The 5050-nt window shown below is 70.9% G+C and carries 3 protein-coding genes; all 3 read right to left on the bottom strand.

What is annotated here, in order from left to right; all coding sequences use genetic code 11:
- Nucleotides 1-1516 (bottom strand): hypothetical protein (locus FV220_RS24030; protein ID WP_147833478.1); only part of this gene is annotated, 1516 nt, incomplete at its 3' end.
- Nucleotides 1501-2682 carry a glycosyl hydrolase family 8 gene (locus FV220_RS24025; protein ID WP_147833477.1) on the bottom strand — a complete coding sequence of 394 codons (1182 nt, stop codon included), beginning with the start codon at nucleotides 2680-2682 and terminating at the stop codon, nucleotides 1501-1503. The genes FV220_RS24025 and FV220_RS24030, both read right to left, overlap by 16 nt.
- Nucleotides 2679-5050 (bottom strand): cellulose biosynthesis cyclic di-GMP-binding regulatory protein BcsB (locus FV220_RS24020; RefSeq protein WP_147833476.1); only part of this gene is annotated, 2372 nt, incomplete at its 5' end. The genes FV220_RS24025 and FV220_RS24020, both read right to left, overlap by 4 nt.

The following is a 5050-nucleotide window of genomic DNA, read 5'->3' as shown; positions in this document are numbered from 1 at the left end:
GTGCCGGGCGCCCGCCCTGGGGCGGGGATGCGTCCGCCGTGGCCGCGCAGGCCAGGGGCGGTCCGGCCGGTCCCTCGCGGAACAGGAGGTCCACCACCTTGGGGAACAGGCCGTCATAGCGGTTGACGATCGTGAGGTAGTCCTGCTTGCGCTTGAGGCGCTGCAGCGACAGGGCATAGCCGGTCACGGCGGATTCGCTCGGAAGCCAGGCCACCGCGTGCTGGAACCACTCGAGCGCAGCCTCGAACTGGCAGGAATTGTAGGCGTACCAGCCCAGCGCCTCGGCCCCCTCCCCCGACGCCGTGGCCAGGGTCACCTTGGCGTAGCGGTTGATCCGGTCGAGATCGATGAAGCTCGGATTGGCCTGTGTGAGCTTGCGGCCCATGAGGTCGATGAACAGGATGCTGTTGCCGACATATTTGTCCCGCCAGGCATAGGCGACCTCCTCGGCCTCCCGCAGCATCCCGAGTTCGCGCAGGGTATGAGCGAGGCCGTGGGCGATCATGGCATCGCCGCCACGGCTGATGGCGAGCTTGAACCAGTCGAGGGCCGCCCGGAACTGGCGGTGGTTGTAGGTGTACCAGCCGAGCAGCCCGGTCTGGCTCGAATCGCCGGAGGCGCGGGCATAGGCCTGGAACGCGGCCATGTCCGCCGGGCTCGGCTCCTGTGCCGGTGCACCGTGGAGATCGGCGACGATGCGGGCGCGGGTGATGTCGTTGGCGATCGCCTTGAACTCGGAACCTCCCTCGGCATCGCCGCGCCCCATGGCGATGAGCTTCTCCGCCATGGTCATCGGCAGGGTGGCCATCGCCTTCTGGATCGTGGCCAACCGCACGCCGGTGTCGTTGCTGGTGTCGAGCACGGACTTGTAGAGAGCCAGAGCCTCGGCGGTGCCCCCCTCGGAGGCCAGGGCCTCGGCGGTCGTCCAGTAACTCTCCACGTCGCTGGGATCGAGGGCGGAGGGGTCGGCCCGGTAGAGGGCCACGATGTCCGCCGTCTTGCGCGCGGAGGTCAGGGCCTTCAGGCGGCTGCGAAAGCTGGCGCGCAGGAGCTTGCGCGACAGCTCGTCGGACGGGCGCCAGTTCGGGTCCGCCGCGCGCCTTGCCGCGATCGCCGCGTCGAGGTCGTCGAAACGCCCGGCGGTGAACAGGTCCCAGAGCGGGGCCTCTTCCGGCGGGCTCGGCTGAAGGGTGTCGAGGTCGGTGGGCTCGACCCAGCCGGGATAGAGCTGCTTCAGCCGGGCGGCCTCGGCCTTCATCCGTGCCGTCTGCTTCTGCGACGCATAATAGCGCAGGGCGCTCTCGTCGACCATGCCGGCGGCGCCGGAACTGCCGGGCGCGGCGATGATCGCGGGCGCGCGCGCCGCCTCGTCCGGGTTCTCGGTCTGCGCCGCCGCCGGGGTGACGAGGAAGAGACCGGCGAGGGAGGCGCCGCATAGCAACGCAAGCCGGCGCGCGCGCGCCGTCGAGGAAGCGGTGACCGGCCTTTCCCTCACGCGGATCACCGTGCCGGACATGACAGATTCCTCATCTGCAGCGCCACCATCGACAGGAGGTGCAGCGTCGTCGGGTAATAGTTCTCGTTCCCCTGCGGCCGTCCGAACCCGTCGGGCAGCGGCGTGCCCTTCCTGTCGCACAGGAGCAGCGCCGACAGGGCAGTGTAGCCGCTCTCGCTCAAGGACTCGACCGTCCGGCCGTCGGCGGTATCGACGATGGGCAGACGTTCGCGGTCGGGACCCGACCAGAGGGCGACGAAGGGTTCGTAATCGCTGGGGCGCCCGACCCCCGCCCAGACCATGTAGAGCGGGATACGGATGGCGTTGTAGGAAAACAGCGGCGGGAAGCCGTCCGCCGGACGCGGCTCGTCGCCCTTCAGGGAGATCCATTCGGTCGGCAGCTTCGCCGTGCCGAAGCGGGAGCGGCGGATCAGGTTGAGGCCGCTGGCGGTCAGGGCCGCCCAGTCGAATTCGGGGGCCACGATGGGGAGACGGGCGAAGGCCGGGAACACCCAGTAGGAGAGGTTGATCAGCGGGCCGTCCGCGCGCTCAGCGGCGGAGAAGCCGGAGACCGCCGGCAGCAGCAGCGCCCCGTTCTTGTCCTTGAACAGGATGGTCTTGCGCGCGACCTCCACGGCCATGCGCCGCGCGGCCACCCGGTACGAGGGCTCGTCCCAGGCTTCGGCCGCCTCCGTGAGGGCCCAGGCGACGAGGACATCGCCGTCGGAGGCATTGTTGAGATCGGCCACGGCCGGCCGTTTGCCGGGCTCCCAGCGCCAGGCCATCAGCTCGTCGGAGCGGACCATCAGGTTGGCGCGGGTCCATCCCCACAGCCGTTCGAAGGTGACCCGGTCATTGGCGGCCACGGCGAGGAGCATGCCGTAGCCCTGCCCTTCGCTGTGGCTGATCAGGCCGTTGGCGGTGTCCACGACGCGGCCCGCCTCGGTGACGAAGCGGGACCGGTAGGAGCGCCAGAGATCGGGGTTCTTGAGCGAGTCGACGAGAACCGTCGCCTTGGCGGCTCCGGGCATGGCATCGCCTTTCGCGCTGGGGGCGCCGGGGATCGCGGTGGCGGGCGGGACCGGCGAGGCGCCGTCCTGCGCCCTCGCGGGACCGATCCAGGAACTCACGACGGCCAGCGCGGCGCAGAGCGCCAGGCCTGGGAGGGGACGCATGGTGCGGGTCATCCGTTCTTCCGGCCGATATTGCGCACCAGCGATGTCGTCGTCAGGCCGAGGAGCAGGGCGAGACCGAGGGTAAGGGCCACGTAGATCGCCGGGTTCATCGACAGCCACCCGGCGGTGACGAGGCGGATGTTGGAGAGGGAGCGGGTCTTCGTCTCGATGAGGTCCACGTTCCGGGCTCCCACCGTCTCGAGGGAGCCGTCGGACGCATCGAGGAACGCGAAGCGCCCGTCGATCCGCGACCAGACCTCGGGATCCACGAGGCAGGCCGTCGAGGCCTTGAGCAGCAGGGCGTTGGGGGCGGTGACCACGGTGACCGACCCGTCGAAGCCGCTCTGCACCGCCGCCTTCGAGGGAAAGCCCTGGGCCATGAGCAGGCTGGCGCCGGGGGGGACGGTGACGGTGGCGGGCGTCGACGGTGCCGCGCTGAACAACGCGCGGGGATCGCCGACGAGGGAATTGACCAAGGCCCCCGCCCGCTCGACGACGCCGTCCGCCGCCTCGAGGAGGGGATGGCGCGCGCGCAGAGTCTCGTCCCATTTGGTCACGAGATCCCCGTCCGACAGCCTGGCCTGGGGCGCACGCCGCGTCTCTCCGGCCGAGGCCACGGGAGGGGTCGATACCGGCGCCGGGCGCAGGATCAGTTCGGGAAGGCTGCAGCGCGGCGGCAGGTTGCGGCGAAGCCGGTCCAGGGTCGGCGCCGGCACCGAGCCCGACTGACCGGGAGCCCGCGCCGTTTCCGCCCGCGCCTGCCAGATCGACTTGATCTGGTCCGGGTCGAGGCCCAGCCCCGACAGGGTCGCGGGTGACAGGGAGCGCACCGGGCCGACGACCAGGGTCGGACCGGACGAGCCGCCCTGCAGGTCGCCGGCGAGTTCGAAATCGATCATCCGCCCGGCGGCCCCCGCCAATCTGGCGGCGAGGGTCGCGGCGGCGGCCACCGTATCCTTGTCGAGGGTCGGCAGGACGAGCCGCGGCCGGCGCTCCGACTTGACGAAGGCGAGGGCTCCGCTCGTCGTCGCGGCGAGGTCCGGGATCCTGGCCGCGCGTGCAAGGGTGGGGATCGACAGGCTGGCGCGGTCGAGGATCAGGAACCGCTCCCGCTTCGAATCCGTGGCGTTGAGGCCGCAGGTCTCGTCCGCCGGGGTGGGAACCTGGGCCATGATCGCGACCCGGTTGAGGCCCGGACGCCACCGGGCGAGGGGCAGCGGGATCGTGTTGTTCTCGAAGACCTCGCCGCGGGTCTGGGCCAGGGGCACGCTGGCGGCATTGCTGCCGTTGAGATCCACGAGGATGCGGGCTTCCGAGGTCAGGCCGGACGCGTAGGCGCCCGCCAGGTTCAGCATGACCTTGCCGTAGTCGGCGGGCAGGAAGTCGGCCGGCAGGTAGACATCGAAGGCGGTGCGCAGGAGCCGCCCCGAGAATTCGCGGGTCGAGACGCCGAGGCTCTGCAGCGAGACCGTCTCGTCCCCCTCCATGACGGAGCCGCGCGCCAGGGACGCGGCCTTCAGGCCGGCCGGGGTGCCGTAGACCTCGCCTCCCCGCGCCAGGGACGCGATGGCCTCTTCGATCTCGGCGTAGCTGGTGCCGCTGACGACCAGGGTCGGCGCCCGGTCCGGGCGCGGCGGCAGGACCACCAGCCTCGGCCCGCCGGTGGCGCCGATCGATTCGAGATCGGGCATCTCCCGCAGTTCCGCCGCCGTCCCGACGATGAGGTTGAGGCCGGCCCGACCCGTCATGGGCGGGCCGAACTCGACCACGGGGCGAGCGATGCGGCCGATGAGGCCCACCGCTTCCACGGCGTGGATCATGCGTTCGAGCCGGGGCAGGTTCGGCTTGTCGTTCGCCACCACCCGGACCGGCAGGGCACCGCTGTCGTCGGGTTCGAGGGCGGGGAGATCCTTGAGTTCGAGGCTGGCGGCGGCGACCGGCGCGATCACGAGGCCTGAGCGCGACGGGTCGATCTGCGTCCAGAGCTCGTATGTTGCGTTGAGCGAGCAATCGACCCGGTGGCGCTGGCTCGCCTGCAGGGAGACGGAATTGTAGCCGAGCTTGAGGCTTCCCTCGGGTATCTCGAACTCCACCACCTTCACCGCGCCCGGCGCCTGGATGCTGGTGCGGCCGACCACGGCGCCGTTGACGCTCACGGTCAGTTCCGAGGCTTCCGGCGCCACCGAGATGGCCGAAAGGTAGGAGATGCGCAGGCGCGGGCGGCCCCGCGTCTGAGCTTCCGTCAGATAGACGGGAAAGCGCAGCGTCGCCTCCTCGCCTTCCATCCGGAACCCGTCGGTGGTGGCCGCCAAGCGCCGCGCCGGCGCGATCCTGACGGCGGGCGTGTCGCGCCGGGCTTCCTCCGGCGGGGGACTGGTGC

Origin of the sequence: Methylobacterium sp. WL19 (assembly GCF_008040005.1) — a bacterium.
GTDB lineage: Bacteria > Pseudomonadota > Alphaproteobacteria > Rhizobiales > Beijerinckiaceae > Methylobacterium > Methylobacterium bullatum.
The sequence above is the reverse complement of the archived record's forward strand: the minus strand, read 5'-3'. Positions and strand labels throughout refer to the sequence as shown.

Coding starts and splice junctions, on each gene's coding strand:
- FV220_RS24025 (WP_147833477.1), bottom strand. CDS start 2,682: ATGACCCGCACCATGCGTCCCCTCCCAGGCCTGGCGCTCTGCGCCGCG.